At 70.5% G+C, this 16,526-nt stretch carries 14 protein-coding genes; all 14 read left to right on the plus strand.

Annotated features, from left to right (window positions below; all coding sequences use genetic code 11):
* Positions 1-7 precede the first annotated feature (7 nt).
* Positions 8-1,777 (plus strand): penicillin-binding protein 2, encoded by a 1,770-nt coding sequence (locus tag HQQ88_RS00625; protein ID WP_123292460.1) that lies wholly within the window; start codon positions 8-10, stop codon positions 1,775-1,777.
* A 14-nt stretch (positions 1,778-1,791) separates the two neighbouring features.
* The gene (locus tag HQQ88_RS00630) at positions 1,792-3,450 is read left to right on the plus strand and encodes a UDP-N-acetylmuramoyl-L-alanyl-D-glutamate--2,6-diaminopimelate ligase (RefSeq protein WP_173168360.1); all 1,659 of its coding nucleotides are present in this window, start codon (positions 1,792-1,794) and stop codon (positions 3,448-3,450) included.
* Positions 3,447-4,955 (plus strand): UDP-N-acetylmuramoyl-tripeptide--D-alanyl-D-alanine ligase, encoded by a 1,509-nt coding sequence (gene murF, locus HQQ88_RS00635; protein ID WP_123292462.1) that lies wholly within the window; start codon positions 3,447-3,449, stop codon positions 4,953-4,955. The genes HQQ88_RS00630 and murF overlap by 4 nt, the downstream gene beginning before the upstream one ends.
* On the plus strand, positions 4,952-6,055 hold the full coding sequence (gene mraY / locus HQQ88_RS00640) for a phospho-N-acetylmuramoyl-pentapeptide-transferase (RefSeq protein ID WP_173168361.1): 1,104 nt from the start codon (positions 4,952-4,954) through the stop codon (positions 6,053-6,055). The genes murF and mraY overlap by 4 nt, the downstream gene beginning before the upstream one ends.
* A 4-nt stretch (positions 6,056-6,059) precedes the next feature.
* Complete coding sequence (gene murD, locus HQQ88_RS00645; protein ID WP_173168362.1) at positions 6,060-7,589, plus strand: UDP-N-acetylmuramoyl-L-alanine--D-glutamate ligase; 1,530 nt, start codon at positions 6,060-6,062, stop codon at positions 7,587-7,589.
* Positions 7,558-8,817, plus strand: a complete 1,260-nt coding sequence (gene ftsW / locus HQQ88_RS00650; RefSeq protein WP_123938312.1) for a putative lipid II flippase FtsW — start codon at positions 7,558-7,560, stop codon at positions 8,815-8,817. The genes murD and ftsW overlap by 32 nt, the downstream gene beginning before the upstream one ends.
* Positions 8,814-9,953 (plus strand): undecaprenyldiphospho-muramoylpentapeptide beta-N-acetylglucosaminyltransferase, encoded by a 1,140-nt coding sequence (gene murG, locus HQQ88_RS00655; RefSeq protein ID WP_243650002.1) that lies wholly within the window; start codon positions 8,814-8,816, stop codon positions 9,951-9,953. The genes ftsW and murG overlap by 4 nt, the downstream gene beginning before the upstream one ends.
* Complete coding sequence (gene murC / locus HQQ88_RS00660) at positions 9,950-11,353, plus strand: UDP-N-acetylmuramate--L-alanine ligase (RefSeq protein WP_123672599.1); 1,404 nt, start codon at positions 9,950-9,952, stop codon at positions 11,351-11,353. Before murG ends, murC begins: the two co-directional genes overlap by 4 nt.
* A complete protein-coding gene (locus tag HQQ88_RS20000; protein WP_173168363.1) occupies positions 11,350-12,612 on the plus strand; it encodes an FtsQ-type POTRA domain-containing protein in 1,263 nt (420 codons plus the stop codon). Before murC ends, HQQ88_RS20000 begins: the two co-directional genes overlap by 4 nt.
* A 145-nt stretch (positions 12,613-12,757) precedes the next feature.
* Positions 12,758-13,918 carry a cell division protein FtsZ gene (gene ftsZ / locus HQQ88_RS00670; protein ID WP_111085783.1) on the plus strand — a complete coding sequence of 387 codons (1,161 nt, stop codon included), beginning with the start codon at positions 12,758-12,760 and terminating at the stop codon, positions 13,916-13,918.
* A 7-nt stretch (positions 13,919-13,925) separates the two neighbouring features.
* A complete protein-coding gene (locus tag HQQ88_RS00675) occupies positions 13,926-14,651 on the plus strand; it encodes a YggS family pyridoxal phosphate-dependent enzyme (protein WP_173168364.1) in 726 nt (241 codons plus the stop codon).
* A 43-nt stretch (positions 14,652-14,694) separates the two neighbouring features.
* Positions 14,695-15,273, plus strand: a complete 579-nt coding sequence (locus tag HQQ88_RS00680) for a cell division protein SepF (protein WP_123292468.1) — start codon at positions 14,695-14,697, stop codon at positions 15,271-15,273.
* Positions 15,274-15,344: 71 nt separating this feature from the next.
* Positions 15,345-15,641 (plus strand): YggT family protein, encoded by a 297-nt coding sequence (locus tag HQQ88_RS00685; protein WP_111085780.1) that lies wholly within the window; start codon positions 15,345-15,347, stop codon positions 15,639-15,641.
* Between the two features lie 198 nt (positions 15,642-15,839).
* Complete coding sequence (locus tag HQQ88_RS00690; RefSeq protein ID WP_165900993.1) at positions 15,840-16,526, plus strand: DivIVA domain-containing protein; 687 nt, start codon at positions 15,840-15,842, stop codon at positions 16,524-16,526.

Genomic DNA, 16,526 nt, shown 5'->3' on the forward strand with positions numbered 1-16,526 from the left:
GCACCGCGTGACGAAGACGATCCGCAACCGCCGACTGCGCTACAGCATCGTGATGATCGCCGTGATCGCCCTGGTGGGTGTCTTCGTGGTCCGCCTCGTCGACATCCAGGTCGTGCAGGCCTCGGCCCTCAACGAGCAGTCGACCCAGAAGCGCAGCATCCCGGTGACGATCTACGGCACCCGCGGGTCGATCGTCGACCGCAACGGCACGGAACTCGCCGACAGCGTCACCCGGTACAACATCACCACCGCCCCGCGCCTGGTCAAGAAGTTCAAGGGCAAGCTCGGCGGGACCCGGGTCAAGGACATCAGCGTGTCGACGGCGCTCACCGCCCTGGCGAAGGCCTCGGGTGGCGACGTCGCGACAATGCGGAAGAACATCGCCGCGAACCCGAAGTCGGACTTCGCGTACCTGGTCAAGGGCCTCGACGTGAAGCACTACGAGGCGGTCACCGACCTCGGCATCCCCTGGATCTACAAGGAGCAGCAGGCGTCGCGGGTCTACCCGACGGGTGCGACCACGGGCAACGTCACCGGCTTCATGGGCACCGACGGCGCACAGGCCGGCCTGGAGTACGCCTACAACAAGTGCCTCGCCGGCACGAACGGCTCGGAGACGTACGAGCGCGGTGAGGACGGCGTCCAGCTGCCGGGCAGCACCGTGACGAAGAAGCAGGCCAAGGACGGCGGCACGCTCGTCACGACGATCGACAGCGACCTGCAGTACATGGCGTTGCAGACCATCGCCTCTGCCTCGAAGACCCTGCAGGCCGAGTCCGCGACGGCCACGGTCACGAACGTCAAGACGGGTGAGCTGCTCGCGGTCGCCGACTACCCCACCGTCGACCCGAACGACGTGGACGCCACCACCGACAAGGGGGCATACGGTTCCCGGGCGCTCACGGCGAGCTACGAGCCCGGATCGACGATCAAGGCCGCCATCGCCGCGGCCCTGATCGACCAGGGCAAGTCGAGTCCCACCGACCAGGCGGTCGTGCCGTACTCGCGCACGTTCCCCTGGGGTGGCACGATCCACGACTCCGAGTTCCACGAGACCGAGAACCTGACGCTGACCGGCATCCTGCAGAACTCGTCGAACGTCGGCATCACCGAGCTCGGGTCGCGCCTCACCGCGCAGCAGCGGTACGACTACATGCAGAAGTTCGGGCTGTTCGAACCGGAGTCGGCGATCGACTACCCGGGCCAGCCGTCGATGGACTACGGCTCGAGCCCGAACTGGGACCAGCAGACGAACATCAACTCGATGTTCGGCCAGGGCATCTCGACGACCGCGGTCCAGGTCGCCAGCGTGTTCCAGACCATCGCGAACGACGGTGTCCGGATCCCGCTGCACTTCGTCAAGGGCTGCACCACCTCGGACGGCAAGACCATCGACGCGCCCGACGTGCAGAAGCAGCGCGTCGTGTCCGCCGACGCTGCGACCCAGGTCACCGACATGCTCCAGAGCGTGGTCACGGGCGGCACGCTCGTGGGCATGAAGCCGATCTCGGGCTACAACATCGCCGCGAAGACCGGTACCGCCGAGGTGGCCGAAGGCTCGAAGGGCTACGGCGGTCAGCGCATCACCTCGGTGGCCGGAATGGCACCCGCCGAAGACCCCCAGTATGTTGTCACGGTGACGTTCACGAAGCCGCAGACCAACAAGTGGTCGAGCGGAGCGGCTCCGGCGTTCCGCACGCTCATGTCCCAGGTGCTCGAGAAGTACCGAGTAGCCCCCTCCGCGTCCGAGGCGAAGCTCTACCCGTCCACGTGGTGAGGAAGAAGGAACACTTGTCCGCACGGATCCCCCCGGTCCTCCGGCCCGAACACCCGACCCCGAGGGCGGTCGCCGAACTCGCGAACGCGTTCGGCCTCCGCGTCGTCGGTTCCCTCGACGCCGTCGAGACGACCGGTGTCACGCTGAGCGCCGCCGAGGTGCAGCCGGGTGACGTCTTCGTCGGCGTGCACGGTGCGAACCGGCACGGCGCGGAGTTCTCCACCGAGGCCGCCGAGCGCGGTGCCGTCGCCGTCCTGACCGACGACGCGGGCGTGGAGAGCGCACGAGCGGCCGGCCTGCCGGTCCTCGTCGTGGACGACCCCCGTGCTGCCCTGGGCGATGTGTCCGCCTGGGTCTACCGAACCCACCCGGACGAGGCCACCGACCTGCCGCAGCTGTTCGCCGTCACCGGCACGAACGGCAAGACGAGCACGTCGTACATCCTCGAGGGGATCCTCAAGCAGCTCGGCCTGGTCACCGGCCTGAGCTCGACCGCCGAGCGCCACATCGGCACGCTCAGCGTGACGAGCCGCCTCACCACGCCCGAGGCCAGCGAGATGCACGCGCTCCTCGCCCGGATGCGCGAGAGCGAGGTGCGCGCGGTCGCCGTCGAGGTGAGCGCGCAGGCCCTCAGCCGCCACCGGGTCGACGGCATCGTCTTCGACGTCGCGGCCTTCACGAACCTGTCGCACGACCACCTCGACGACTACGCCGACATGGAGGAGTACTACCAGGCGAAGCTCCCGCTGTTCCAGCCCGAGCACGCCCGTCGCGGCGTCGTCTCGCTGGACACCGACTGGGGCCACCGTGTGGTGCAGGACTCCCGCATCCCGGTCACGACGATCACCGTGCACCCGGACGTCGAGGCCGAGTGGCACGTCGACATCGTCGAGGCGCACGCCGCGTACACCGAGTTCCGCCTGACCGGTCCCGAGGGCCGCGAGCTCACCACCCGTGTGCCCCTGATCGGCTGGCACATGGCCGCGAACGCCGCACTGGCGATCGTCATGCTGGTCGAGGGTGGTTTCGAGCTCGGTGCGATCGCGCATGCGCTCGACAGCAACCACCGCCGCTACCCGGACGAAGACGACCGCGACGAGCACGAGGCCCGAAGCGACCGCGCCGTGCGCCGCGTCTCCGCCATCGAGTGCTACCTGCCCGGCCGGACCGAGCGTGTCTCGGGCGAGCACGGCCCGAGCGTCTACGTCGACTTCGGTCACAGCGCCGACGCGTTCGAGAACACCCTCGCGGCCGTCCGCCAGTTCACGTCCGGCAAGGTCCTCATGCTGTTCGGCGCCGACGGCGACCGCGACACCACGAAGCGCGGCGACATGGCCCGCGTCGCGGCGGCCGGCAGCGACATCCTCGTCGTCACCGACCACCACCCCCGCTTCGAGGACGCCGCGTCGATCCGGAAGACCCTGGTCGACGCCGCGCGCGAGGCGTTCCCGGACCACGAGCTGCACGAGGTGAGCCCGCCCGAGGCCGCCATCCGCGTGGCCGTCGGTCTGCTCGGTGAGGGCGACTCCATCCTCTGGGCCGGCCCTGGCCACCAGGACTACCGCGACATCGCCGGTGTCCGCACCCCCTACTCGGCACGCGACGAGGCCCGTCAGGCCCTGCGCGAAGCCGGTTGGGAGCCGAACTCCGGTCCGGCCGAGGACCTCCGATGATCGCGCTCACCCTCGCCGAGATCGCCACCGCGGTCGGCGGCGAGCTGATCGGTGGTGCCCAGGCGACCGACGTCGCCGAGCCCGGCGACCTGGTGGTGGAGGGCTCGGTCGAGACCGACTCGCGCCTGGTCCGCCCCGGCAGTGTCTTCTTCGCCCTGCCCGGCGAGGTCACGGACGGGCGCCGCTTCGTGCCCGCCGCGACCGAGGCCGGTGCCGCGCTGGTCATCACGCCCGAGCGCGTCGAGACCACCGCGCCGCAGATCGTCGTCGCGGACGGCTACGCCGCCCTCGCCGCGCTCGCGCACGAGGTCGTCACCCGGGTCCGGATGGCATCCGCCGACCGCGTCGACGCCGAGGGGCGTCCGGCACCGCTCAAGGTCGTCGGCATCACCGGCTCGAACGGCAAGACGAGCACGAAGAACATGCTCCGCACGATCCTCGAGCAGCACGGCGAGACCGTCGCGCCCCAGGGGTCCTTCAACAACCACGTCGGGGCACCGATCTCGATGCTCCGGGTCACGTACGACACCCGGTTCCTGGTCGTCGAGATGGGGGCCAGCGGCGTCGGTCACATCGCGGCACTCGTCCGCATCGCCGAGCCGGACGTCGGTGTCGTGCTCAAGGTGGGCCTGGCGCACGCCGGCGAGTTCGGCGGCATCGAGGCGACGCAGCGCGCGAAGTCCGAGATGGTCACCGACCTGCCCGCCTCCGCGACCGCACTGCTCAACGTCGACGACGACCGGGTCGCGTCGATGCGCGACCTGACGGCCGCCCAGGTGGTCGGCTTCGGCACGTCGGCGGATGCCGACTACCGCATCACCGGTATCGAGACGGACCGCAGCGGCACCCGCTTCACCCTCACCGCGCCTCCCGTCGATCAGGAAGGCGACCGTCCGACGGACGGTACCCAGCCTGGAGGCCCGGATCACGTCGACGTGCGCCTCGCGATCCTGGGTGAGCACCACGCGATGAACGCGGCCGCGGCCCTGACGGTCGCCCACCGCTGGGGCGTCCCGCTCGCCGACGGCGCCGCGGCGCTCGCGTCGATGACGCGCGCCGAGCGCTGGCGCATGGAGCTGCTGCAGGGCGGCCCCGAGGGCGTCACCGTCATCAACGACGCCTACAACGCGTCGCCGGACTCGACCGCAGCGGCGCTGCGGACCCTGGCGCAGATCGTGCGCCCGGGGGAACGGACCGTCGCCGTGCTCGGCGAGATGGCCGAGCTCGGCGAGTTCTCGACCGAGGAGCACGACCGCATCGGTCGGCTCGTCGTCCGTCTCGGCATCGGACAGCTCGTGGTCGTCGGCCGCGGCGCGATGCCCATCCACCAGGCAGCCACCCTCGAGGGATCGTGGGACGGCGAATCGGTGTTCATCGAGGACGTCGACGACGCCGTCCGGTCACTCCAGGACATGCTCCGCCCCGGCGACGTGGTCCTGGTCAAGTCCTCGAAGTCGGCCGAACTGCGATTCCTCGGCGACCGCCTCGGAGGTGTCACCGAATGATCGCGCTCCTCATCGCCGGCGCTACGTCGCTGGTGTTCACGTTGCTGCTCACCCCGTTCTTCATCAAGCTGTTCCACCGTCTCGGGTGGGGGCAGTTCATCCGTGACGACGGTCCGCAGTCGCACCACACCAAGCGCGGCACCGCGACGATGGGCGGCATCGTCCTCATCATCGGCGCCGTGATCGGGTACTTCGTCGGCCACCTGATCGGAGGCGACTCGATCACCCTGTCCGGCCTGCTCGTGCTGTTCCTCATGGTGGGGCTGGGCTTCGTCGGGTTCATCGACGACTTCCTCAAGGTCCGGCGCCAGCGGAGCCTCGGGCTCGGCGGATGGGCCAAGGTCCTCGGCCAGGTCATCGTCGGTGTCATCTTCGCCACGGTCGCCCTGGTGGTGCCGACGTCGAACGGCAAGCCCCCGGCGTCGACCATGATCTCGGCGATCCGGGACATCCCGTGGCTCGACTTCATGGCGCTCGGCACGGTCATCGGCACCGTGCTGTTCCTGGCCTGGATCGTGCTGCTCACGGTGTCGACGTCGAACGGCGTCAACGTCGCGGACGGGCTCGACGGTCTCGCGACCGGCTCGAGCATCCTGGCGATCGGCTCGTACGTCATCATCGGCTTCTGGCAGTCCAACCAGATCTGCGGCGGCGCCCGTCTCGACGCGAGCACGGAGCACGCCTGCTACACCGTGAGCAACCCGCTCGACCTGGCGGTCGTCGCGGCCGCGGTCTGCGGTGGGCTCATCGGGTTCCTCTGGTACAACACCTCGCCGGCGCAGATCTTCCTCGGCGACACCGGTTCGCTCGGCCTCGGTGGGGCGCTGGCGGGTCTCGCGATCCTCAGCCGCACCGAGCTCCTGCTCATCCTGATCGGTGGCCTGTTCTTCATCGTCACCGGCTCGGTCATCCTGCAGCGGGCGTACTTCAAGATCACCCACGGCAAGCGGATCTTCCGGATGAGTCCGCTGCACCACCACTTCGAGCTGAAGGGGTGGGCCGAGGTGACGGTCGTCGTCCGGTTCTGGATCATCGCGGGGCTCTTCGTCGCCGCGGGGGTCGGCCTCTTCTACCTCGAATGGATCGCACGCGTTGGTTGACCCGGTGTCCTCGTCCTCCCGCCTCCAGTCCCTCGACAGCTGGTACTCCGAGGGGTGGAAGGGCCTGAACGTCGCCGTCCTCGGGCTCGGCGCGACCGGGTTCTCGGTCGCCGACACCCTGGTGGAGCTCGGCAGTGCGGTGACGGTCTACTCGTCCGACGCGCCGTCGGACAACGTCGACCTGCTCGACGTCATCGGCGCGCGCTTCGTGCAGACGCCGCTCGACACCGTGCCGGCCGCGCTGCAGGAGCAGGCGCCGGACGTCGTCATCGTGTCGCCCGGTCTGCCGCCGCACAACGCGACCGTCGAGTGGTCCGTCCACAACAGCACGGTCTGGGGCGACATCGAGCTCGCCTGGCGCGTGCGCGACAAGGTCGTGCGCGGACCGGTCGCGGCGCCGTGGATCACTATCACGGGCACGAACGGCAAGACCACCACGACGCAGCTCACGACCGCGATGTACGAGGCCGGCGGCCTGCGTGCCGTGGCCTGCGGCAACATCGGCGTGCCGGTGCTCGACGTCGTCCGCGACCCGGACGGCTACGACGTGCTCGTGGTCGAGCTCTCCAGCCACCAGCTGCACTACATGGCGACCTCGGGCGACGGCGCGGTCGTGCCGCTCGCGAGCGCCTGCCTGAACATCGCCGACGACCACCTCGAGTGGCACGGCTCGGCGGCGGCGTACCGCGCCGCGAAGGCCAAGGTCTACGAGCGCACCGTGATGGCGTGCGTCTACAACACCGCCGACGACGTCACGCGCGACATGGTGCAGGACGCCGACGTCGTCGAGGGCTGCCGTGCCGTCGGCTTCACGCCGGGGGTGCCCGCGCCCGGAGACGTCGGCATCGTCGAGGACGTCCTGTGCGACCGCGCCTTCAACGAGGACCGTCGGAACAGCGCGCTCGAGCTGTCGACCCTCGCCGACCTCGAGGTCGCCGGGCTCGCCAGCCCGCACATGACGATGAACGTCCTGGCCGCCGCGGCCCTCGCCCGTGCCGGCACCGTCCAGCCGAGTGCGATCCAGACCGCCGTCCGGGGCTTCCGCGCCGACCACCACCGCACGGAGCTCGTGGCCGAGTCGGCCGGCGTCGCGTGGGTGGACGACTCGAAGGCCACGAACCCGCACGCCGCCACCGCCTCGCTCGCCTCGTTCGACACCGTGGTGTGGATCGTCGGCGGTCTGTTCAAGGGCGTCGACGTCGACGGGCTCGTCGCACGCTTCGGCCCGGAGGTCCGTGCCGTCGTCGTGATCGGCAGCGACCGGACCCCCGTCCTGGAGGCATTCGCGCGACACGCGTCCGGGGTGCCGGTGCTCCAGGTGGAGACGACGGACACTGATCAGGTCATGCCCGAGGCGGTCCGGCATGCCGCATCGGTCGCGAGGCCGGGCGACACGGTCCTCCTCGCCCCGGCGGCTGCGTCGTTCGACCAGTTCGGCTCCTACGCCGACCGGGGGCGTCGTTTCGCGGCGGCGGTCCACGAGCACCTGGGAGGCAACGCCGATGGCGACGACGGATCTTCCGAACAGTCGTAGCACGCCGGCGACGGGCAACCCGCGTCGCACGAACGGTGCACTCGTCGCCGTCAAGAACGTCTTCGTCGCCGAGTCCAGCACCTTCTACACGATCCTCGGCGTCACGCTCTTCCTGGTCGTCTTCGGCGTCGTGATGGTCCTGTCGTCGTCGAGCGTCGAGCAGTACGCCGCGACGCACGACTTCTTCGGTGCAGCGTCCCGCCAGGGTCTGTACGCGGTCCTCGGTGTCCCGCTCATGCTCGTTGCGAGCCGGATCCCGACACGGCTGTGGCGGAAGTGGGCGATGCGGTTGCTCGGTGCCGCCCTCGTCCTGCAGCTGCTCGTGTACACACCGCTCGGCATCGACGTCCAGGGCAACCGGAACTGGATCGGCATCGGCTCGTTCACCGCGCAGCCGTCCGAGGTCGTCAAGCTCGGCCTGGTGCTCGGCATCGGCGCGATCATGTACGTCAAGCGCGACAAGCTCGACGACTGGAAAGAGGTGTTCATCCCGATCGGGATCGCCTCGCTCCTGTCGCTCGGCCTCGTGATCCTCGGTGGCGACCAGGGCACCGCGATGATCATGCTCATCCTGATCCTCGGTGCGCTGTACGTCGGCGGGGCCCGCGCCCGGCACCTGCTCGTCGGCCTGGCGGCGATGGCGGTCATGCTGCCGTTCGTCACGATGGCGTCGTCGTCCCGTCAGGTGCGCATCAGCGCGTGGCTGTCCGGCTGCACCGACTCGAACCAGTACGCCGACCTGTGTTGGCAGCCCGTGCACGGCATGTGGGCGCTGGCGTCCGGTGGCGTGTTCGGCGTCGGACTCGGCAACTCCAAGGCGAAGTGGTCGTGGCTGCCCGAGGCGGACAACGACTACATCTTCGCGATCATCGGCGAGGAGCTCGGCCTGATCGGCGCCGTCGTCGTGCTCGCCCTGTTCGTCGTGCTCGCCGTCGGCATGATCAAGATCATCCGGCAGTCCCGCGACCCGTTCGTGAAGACCGTCACGGGCGGCATCCTGGCGTGGATCATCGGCCAGGCGCTCGTGAACATCGCCGTGGTGCTCGGCCTGCTGCCGGTCCTCGGCGTCCCACTGCCGCTGATCTCGGCCGGCGGGTCCGCGCTCATCATGACCCTGGTGGCGATCGGCGTCGTGCTGTCGTTCGCCCGCGACCTGCCCGGGAAGAACGACCCGCGCACCACGAACCCGCCCCTGGACAGCACCACCACGAACGGACGACTCCGGTGAGCAAGTACCTCTTCGCCGGCGGGGGCACCGCCGGACACGTCAACCCCCTGCTCGCGGTCGCCGACCGGCTGACCGAGCGTGAGCCGGATGCCGAGGTGCTCGTCCTGGGCACCGCCGAGGGGCTCGAGTCCCGCCTGGTGCCGATGCGCGGCTACGAGCTCCTGACGATCCCGCGCCTGCCGTTCCCCCGGAAGCTGAACGGCGCGGCCCTGCGCTTCCCGCAGCGTTTCGCCGCGGCCGTCAAGCGCACCGAGCAGATCATCCGCGAGCACGAGGTCGAGGTCGTCCTCGGCGTCGGCGGCTACGCGGCGGCGCCGGCGTACATCGCGGCCCGGCGCACCGGCACCCCGATCGTCGTGCACGAGCAGAACGCGAAGCCGGGGTTGGCGAACCGCCTCGCCGCGTTCCTCACCGAGCACGTCGGCCTGACCTTCTCGAACACCCGACTGCGGCACGGCCGGGTCGTCGGCATGCCGCTCCGGCGCGAGATCGAGTCGCTCGACCGCCGTGCCAGTCGTGCCGAGGCCCTCGCCGAGTTCGGGCTCGACCCGGCTCGCCCGGTGCTCCTCGTCACGGGTGGTTCCTCGGGCGCCCGCAGCATCAACCGCACGATCAACAAGTCGGCGGCGACCATCGTGGGCGCCGGCTGGCAGGTCCTGCACGTCGTCGGTGCCGCGTCGGACATCGGTCCGAGCGACCTCGACGGCTACCACGTGCTCGCCTACTGCGACCGGATGGACCTGGCGTACGCGGCGAGCGACTTCGTCGTGTCCCGCTCCGGCGCCGGCATGGTCTGCGAGCTCACCGCGGTCGGCCTGCCGAGCGTCCTCGTGCCGTACCCTGTCGGCAACGGCGAGCAGCGGCACAACGCGAAGGACGTCGTCGACGCCGGGGGAGCAGTGCTCGTGGCGGACGGGGAATTCGACCCCGACTGGGTGACGTTCCAGCTCCTGACGATCCTGCAGGACCGGGCCCGCATCGCGGACATGACGGTCCGGGCAGGCAGCGTCGGACACCGCGACGGCGCGGACCGGATGACCGACCTCGTCCTGGACGCAGCACGAGGCACCGAACGAGGTGCCGCACGAGGAACCGCACGAGGCAACGGCGCCGCCAGCACCACGGAGGAACCATGACCATCAAGCCGGACCTGACGCAGCCGATCCCGGACGACCTCGGCACCGTGCACTTCGTCGGCATCGGCGGCGCCGGCATGAGCGGCATCGCCCGGATGTTCCTCGCCGCCGGCCACCGCGTGACGGGCAGCGACTCCCGCGAGACCGAGACGACGGGCATCATGCGCGACCTCGGCGCCGCGGTGCACATCGGCCACGACGCCGCGAACGTCGGTGACGCGGACACGATCGTCGTCACGAGCGCGCTGTGGCCGGACAACCCCGAACTGCTCGAGGCGCAGCGCCGCGGCCTGCCGGTGCTGCACCGGTCCCAGGCCCTCGCCGCCCTCATCGCCGAGCACCGCCTCGTCGCGGTCGCCGGCGCGCACGGCAAGACCACCTCGACCGGCATGATCGTCACCGCGATGGTCGAGCTCGGCCTCGACCCGAGCTTCGTCAACGGCGGCGTCATCCAGTCGCTCGGCACGAGCTCGGCGCCGGGCTCGAGCGACCTGTTCGTGGTCGAGGCCGACGAGTCCGACGGCTCGTTCCTGCTCTACGACGTCGCCGTGGCCCTGATCACGAACGTCGACGCCGACCACCTCGACCACTACGGCAGCGAGGAGGCCTTCACCGAGGCGTTCGTCGAGTTCGCCGCGAAGGCGAGCGAGCGCGTCGTCATCTCGAGCGACGACGCCGGCGCGAAGACCGTCACGGCGGGCATCCGCGCGCGTGCCGACGCCCCCGAGGTCGTCACCTTCGGCGAGGCCGTCGACGCCGACGTGCGCATCGAGCGGATCATCGAGTCCGCGGGCGTCGAGGTCGCGTTCCGCGCCGGCGGCGAGGCACACCACCTGACCCTGCGCGTGCCGGGCCGGCACAACGCGATCAACGCCGTCGGTGCCTTCGCGGTCCTGACCGGTCTGGGCGTGAGCGCCGCCGACGCGATCCGCGGGCTCGAGGCCTTCGGCGGCACCCAGCGCCGCTTCGAACTGCACGGTGTCGAGCGCGGGGTGTCGGTCTACGACGACTACGCGCACCACCCGACCGAGGTCGCCGCGGCGCTCAAGGCCGCCCGCAACGTCGTCGGCGACGGCCGCATCATCGCCATCCACCAGCCCCACCTGTACTCGCGCACCCGTCTCATGGCCGGCGACTTCGCGCGGGTCTACGAGGAGCTCGCCGACCACACGGTCGTCCTCGACGTCTACGGCGCGCGCGAGGACCCGGAGCCCGGGGTCACCGGCGCCCTGGTGCAGGAGCGCTTCGCCGACCAGTCCCGCGTGGAGTTCCTGCCGGACTGGGACGAGGCCGCCGCCCGTGCCGCCGCGGTCGCCCGCGACGGCGACATCATCATGACGCTCAGCTGCGGTGACGTGTACCGGATCATCCCGCAGGTGCTGGGAGCGTTGGGCCGGTGAGGCGACCCGAGGGGTTCGACGAGGGGGACGCCCGCAGGGACGCCCCGGTCGAGGGCGCCGACGCGCCCCGGCAGCGTCGTGGCCCCTCGATGCCGCGGCTCCCCTTCCGTGGGCGCACACCCGACGACCGGGAGCCCCGTCCCACTCCCGACGAGTCCGCTGCGGTCGACGAGGCGTCCGAGCCCACCCCCGACCCGACGGCGAGCACTGATGCGTCCGGTTCGCCCCGTGACCGCGTCGGCGCCCTCGCCGGCGCCGCCGGGCGCCGCTTCGGCGCCGGCCTGTCCACGGTGGCCGACCGCCTGCGTGAGTACACGCCGAACGAGGACCACCCCGACGACCGCGACCGGACGCGCCCCGGTGCGTCCGGCGGTGGGGTCGACCATGACGCGACCGTGACCGACGTGCTCGACGCGGGCAGTGCCTCCCGGCCGGTCCAGCACGACGACGCACCCATCGGTGCCGGCGTCCGCGCTGCCGAGACCGCGCGTGAGGCGCGCATCGCGAAGCGTCGCCGTCGCCTGCTCGAGCGGGCCGAGGTGCGGCGGTTCACCCGGCGCAGCCGCCACCGCCGCGCCGCGTGGGTCACCGCGGCCGGCATCGTGCTCGTGCTCGGCGTCTCGATCCTGGTGGCGGTGTTCTCGCCGCTGATGGCCCTGCAGACGATCGAGGTCAAGGGCACCAACCGCGTCGACGAGACCGCGCTGCGGCAGGCCCTGTCCGACCAGATCGGCACCCCGCTCGCACGGCTCGACTTCGACGAGATCAAGCAGGACATCGCCGGCTTCCCGCTCATCGAGAGCTACGTGACCGAAGAGGCCCCGCCGCACACCCTCGTCGTGACGGTGACCGAGCGCACGCCCGTCGTGGCCGTGAAGTCCGGCAGCTCGTTCGACCTCGTCGACCCGGCCGGCATCGTCGTGCAGTCGTCGCCGCAGCGTCCGGCCACCATGCCGCTCGCCGACATCGCCCGTGCGCGCCTCGGGTCCTCGAGCTTCCGCACGATGACCGAGGTCGTGCTGGCGCTGCCGTCGACCGTCCGGTCGCAGGTCACGCGGGTCGCCGGGTCCACCGCCGACGACGTGACCCTGACGCTCAAGGACGGCTCGACCGTCGTGTGGGGGAGCCCCGACGACTCCGAGGCGAAGGCCGCGCTGCTCGCCGCCCTGGTAAAGGACCACGCGGCGCGGAACCCGGGCGTCGTGGTCGAGTACGACGTGTCCGCACCGGACAACGGCGTGATCCGCGCGAAGGACTGAATTGCCGACCTGATCGGCGACACGCGGCGTGGCGGGGCGACAGTGCGCGGAACCCACCCGTAGCGTCGAAGCCAGCACCACATCTACCAGCATTGCCCCTGAACTTCAAGTAGAGGTTGAGGGTTCAACCGGAGGCCTGACTGACGTGACCACGAACCACAACTACCTCGCCGTCATCAAGGTCGTCGGTGTCGGCGGCGGCGGCGTCAACGCCGTCAACCGGATGATCGAACTCGGCCTCCGTGGCGTCGAGTTCATCGCGATCAACACCGACGCGCAGGCGCTGCTGCTCAGCGACGCCGACGTCAAGCTCGACGTCGGCCGCGAGATCACCCGCGGCCTCGGCGCCGGCGCGGACCCCGAGGTCGGCCGTCGTGCCGCCGAGGACCACGCCGAGGAGATCGAAGAGGCCCTCGCCGGTGCCGACATGGTCTTCGTCACCGCCGGTGAAGGCGGTGGGACCGGCACGGGTGGTGCGCCCGTCGTCGCCCGCATCGCCAAGTCGATCGGCGCCCTCACCATCGGTGTCGTCACGAAGCCGTTCAGCTTCGAGGGCAAGCGTCGCCAGTCGCAGGCCGAGAACGGTGTCGCCGGGCTCAAGGATGAGGTCGACACGCTCATCGTCGTGCCGAACGACCGCCTGCTCGAGATCAGCGACCGCGGCATCTCGATGGTCGAGGCCTTCGCCACGGCCGACCAGGTGCTCCTCGCCGGCGTGCAGGGCATCACCGACCTCATCACCACCCCGGGGCTCATCAACCTCGACTTCGCCGACGTCAAGTCCGTCATGCAGGGTGCGGGTTCCGCGCTCATGGGCATCGGCTCGTCGCGCGGCGCCGACCGTGCCATCAAGGCCGCCGAGCTCGCCGTCGCGTCCCCGCTGCTCGAGGCCTCGATCGACGGAGCGCACGGTGTGCTGCTCTCGATCCAGGGTGGCTCGAACCTCGGCATCTTCGAGATCAACGACGCCGCGCGGCTGGTGCAGGAAGCCGTGCACCCCGAGGCGAACATCATCTTCGGTGCGGTCATCGACGACACCCTCGGTGACGAGGTCCGCGTGACCGTCATCGCCGCGGGCTTCGACGGCGGCGAGCCGGCGCAGCAGCAGAAGGAGCGTCGCTCGAGCTACGTCGACCCCGAGTCGAGCGCGACGGCCCCCGTCGCCGCCTCGACCGGTGCGATCGAGGACTCCAGCACGTCGAGCCCCTCCTGGGCCTCGCAGGAACACCAGCCGCCGGTGCAGCGCGCCGCCGACCCGGCGTTCGACGACGACGACGAGCTCGACGTCCCCGACTTCCTGAAGTAACCCCTCCTTGGTAGCAGACACGCGCCTCCCGTCCGCCTCGTCATCAGACGACGGACTGGAGGCGCGTCTCGCGTCCGTCCGGAGCGGCATCGCCGACGCGGCGCGCGCCGCAGGGCGCTCGGCCGACGACCTCACGCTGATCGTCGTCACGAAGTACCACCCGGCGTCCCTCGTCCGTGCGCTGGCGTCACTCGGCGTCACCGACGTGGGGGAGAACCGCCACCAAGAGGCACAGGCCAAGGCCGCGGAACTCGCCGACCTCGACCTGACCTGGCACTTCATCGGGCAGCTGCAGTCGAAGAAGGCCCGGCAGGTCCGTCGCTACGCGCACGTCGTGCAGTCCCTCGACCGCACGTCGGTCGTGGATGCCTTCGCGCCGACCGAGGCCGAGCCGGAGCCACCGGTGATCGACGGGTTCGTGCAGGTCAACCTGACCGACGACCCCGGCCGCGGCGGCGTGCAACCGGACGACGTCGAGGCGATGGCCGCACGCGTGCTCGAGACCGGCACCATCCGGTTGCGCGGGGTCATGGCCGTCGCGCCGCTGGACGAGGAGCCCCGTGCGGCGTTCGCTCGGCTGCGGGCGATCTCGGACCGGGTCGTGGCGCTCGAGCCCGGCGCCACCGACATCTCGGCCGGCATGAGCGGCGACTACGCCGACGCCGTGCTCGAGGGCGCGACACACCTGCGGATCGGCACCGCAATCACGGGAAATCGGCCGGCGGCACCCTAGCCTCGTTGCAGGGCATCCACGTGCACCAACCTCCGGAGGAACCATGGCCAACCCGCTGAAGAAGACGATGGTCTACCTCGGCCTCGCCGACGAGGAACTCGACTACGAGGACGAGCAGCCGCAGCAGGCCGCGCCCGCGCGCCAGCAGGCTCCCGCCACTCCGGCCGCAGCCCCGCAGGATGCCCCCGCCCCGGCGGACGCTCCCGCGGCCGCCGCAGCTCCGGCAGCGGCCCCGGCCGCCGCTCCCGCGAAGACGCACACCCACCAGCGCGGCGCCCAGGTCACTCCGCTCCGCCGCTCGCACACGACCGCACAGAAGGCGACCCCGGTCCAGGAAATGAACGAGATCCTCACCGTCCACCCGCGCGAGTACAAGGACGCCCAGTCCATCGCCGAGAGCTTCCGCGACGGGATCCCCGTCATCATCAACCTCTCGCAGATGACCGAGAACGACGCCCGACGCATGATCGACTTCGCCTCCGGCCTGTCGCTCGGCCTGTACGGCAAGATCGAGCGCGTCACCAACAAGGTCTTCCTGCTGTCGCCCGCACACGTCGCAGTGAGCGGTGAGCCGGCTGAGGTAGAGTCCGACATCGAGGCGAACTTCTTCGCCCAGTCCTGAGCCGTCCCCCGGCCACCCGCCCGTGAGCGTCGTCGCATGACGGCACTCGCCCGAGACGAGCGAGCCCCATCGTGTCCGTGATCCTAGGGATCATCTCCCTCGCCCTCCTGCTGTACTTCTTCGTCATGTGGGGGCGGTTCGCGCTCGACCTCGTGCAGAACTTCAACCGGTCCTGGCGGCCGCGCGGGGGACTGCTCGTGGTCTCCGAGTTCGTCTACACGATCACCGATCCGCCGATCCGCGCGGTCCGGCGGGTCCTGCCGCCGCTCCGCATGGGGCCGGTGGCACTCGACTTCGGCTGGACGATCGTCATGCTCGTCGTGATCATCGCCCGGGTCGTCGTCAACGGCATCGCCGTCGCGGTCTGACCCGATCCAGGGTCGATCCAGGTCCGCGACACGCGCCGCGCCGATGCAGCGGTCGTCGTTCCTCCCCGTCGTCGGTGTACGGTGGTCGGGATCGATGCTCGCCTCCGGCGCGGCATCCGCACCACACGTGGTGACTGGTAAGTTCGGTCACGACGCAAGTGGTTCCACACGTTCAGCAGTTCTATTGAGGTGACGGCAATGGCTTTGACGCCGGAAGACGTAGTCAACAAGCGGTTCCAGCCGACGAAGTTCCGCGAGGGCTACGACCAGGACGAGGTCGACGACTTCCTCGACGAGGTCGTGGTCGAGCTGCGTCGCCTGACCGCGGAGAACGACGAGCTCCGCCAGCGTCTGCAGGCGGCCGAGTCGGCCCCGCAGTCGGCGCAGGCCGAGCAGCCCGCTCCCGCGGCAGAACCCGAGCCGGAGCCTGTGCCGGCCCCGGTCGAGGCGGCTCCCGAGCCCGCTCCGGTCGCAGCGGCCGCCCCGGCGACCACGGTCCCGGCGGACGAGGACACCGAGGGCACCACGAACCTCCTGACGCTCGCGCGTCGTCTCCACGAGGAGCACGTCCGCGAAGGCGTCGAGAAGCGCGACGCGCTCATCGCCGAGGGCACCGCCCAGGCAGCGCGTCTCGTCTCCGAGGCCGAGGCCAAGCAGCGCCAGATCATCGCCGACACCGAGAACACGAACCGTCAGCGTGTCCAGGTGCTCGAGCAGGAGCAGCGCCAGCTCGAGGGCAAGATCGACGAGCTTCGGACGTTCGAGCGCGACTACCGCGCCCAGCTCAAGAGCTACATCCAGGGGCAGCTCTCCGAGCTCGACTCCTCGAATGAGCAGTCCGGTCTCACCCCGGCGCCGGCATCGGCGCAGGGCTTCGGCAACTGA

It is taken from the genome of Curtobacterium sp. VKM Ac-2861 (assembly GCF_013204965.1).
Classification (GTDB): Bacteria; Actinomycetota; Actinomycetes; order Actinomycetales; family Microbacteriaceae; genus Curtobacterium.

Excerpts from the sequence above, each read along its gene's own strand:
- HQQ88_RS00680 (WP_123292468.1), top strand. The coding sequence starts at position 14,695 with ATGGCCAACCCGCTGAAGAAGACGATGGTCTACCTCGGCCTCGCCGAC.
- HQQ88_RS00690 (WP_165900993.1), top strand. The coding sequence starts at position 15,840 with ATGGCTTTGACGCCGGAAGACGTAGTCAACAAGCGGTTCCAGCCGACG.
- mraY (WP_173168361.1), top strand. The coding sequence starts at position 4,952 with ATGATCGCGCTCCTCATCGCCGGCGCTACGTCGCTGGTGTTCACGTTG.
- ftsW (WP_123938312.1), top strand. The coding sequence starts at position 7,558 with ATGGCGACGACGGATCTTCCGAACAGTCGTAGCACGCCGGCGACGGGC.
- murF (WP_123292462.1), top strand. The coding sequence starts at position 3,447 with ATGATCGCGCTCACCCTCGCCGAGATCGCCACCGCGGTCGGCGGCGAG.
- murC (WP_123672599.1), top strand. The coding sequence starts at position 9,950 with ATGACCATCAAGCCGGACCTGACGCAGCCGATCCCGGACGACCTCGGC.